Below are 603 nucleotides of genomic sequence, written 5' to 3' on the forward strand. Positions count from 1 at the left end.
TATACCAGGCATTAACCAATTTACGAGGTTCTATTGTCACGCTGCTACAGCAGACCGGCGCGAATCTATCCCGCGTGGGTGTTGTCAATTTTAACCGTTCATTACCCGCACTTAATCTTGCCAATCGGCTATATCAGGACGCCCGACGCGGTGATGCACTGGTAAAAATGGCGGTTCCTGTTCACCCGGCATTCATGCCAATTCGATTTAAGGCGCTGAACTCATGAGTGATGATCTGACACTGCGTATTGGCAATAAGCTAATTACTGGCTGGGACAATATCCGTGTCACTCGCAGTATAGAGCGGTTACCCAGTGATTTCAGCTTGTCCTTGATGGACCTTTATCCTGGGAGTGATAACCAACAATGGGTGAATCCGGGCGACCCTTGTGTCGTTAATTTGGGTGATGATGTTGTTCTGACGGGATACATAGACCGCTGGGCACCGATGATCAGTGGTTCTCGCCGCGAAGTCAGGGCTACTGGCCGGAGTAAGTGTCAGGATCTGGTCGATTGTTCAGCTGAATGGCCGAACAACGTGATCAGCCAATCAACCGCGCTACAGATAGCTCAAAAATTGGCAATGCCTTACGGCATTACGGT

General features: G+C 49.8%; 1 protein-coding gene and 1 pseudogene. Both read left to right on the forward strand.

Features of this window, described 5'->3' with window-relative positions; genetic code table 11:
• A pseudogene (locus tag AEP37_RS23985) lies at nucleotides 1-227 on the forward strand (hypothetical protein); the annotation flags it as partial.
• Nucleotides 224-603: phage baseplate assembly protein (locus AEP37_RS23990; protein WP_049615689.1), on the forward strand; the 380-nt coding region annotated here is incomplete at its 3' end. The pseudogene AEP37_RS23985 and the gene AEP37_RS23990, both read left to right, overlap by 4 nt.

Source organism: Yersinia pekkanenii, assembly GCF_001152565.1.
GTDB lineage: Bacteria > Pseudomonadota > Gammaproteobacteria > Enterobacterales > Enterobacteriaceae > Yersinia > Yersinia pekkanenii.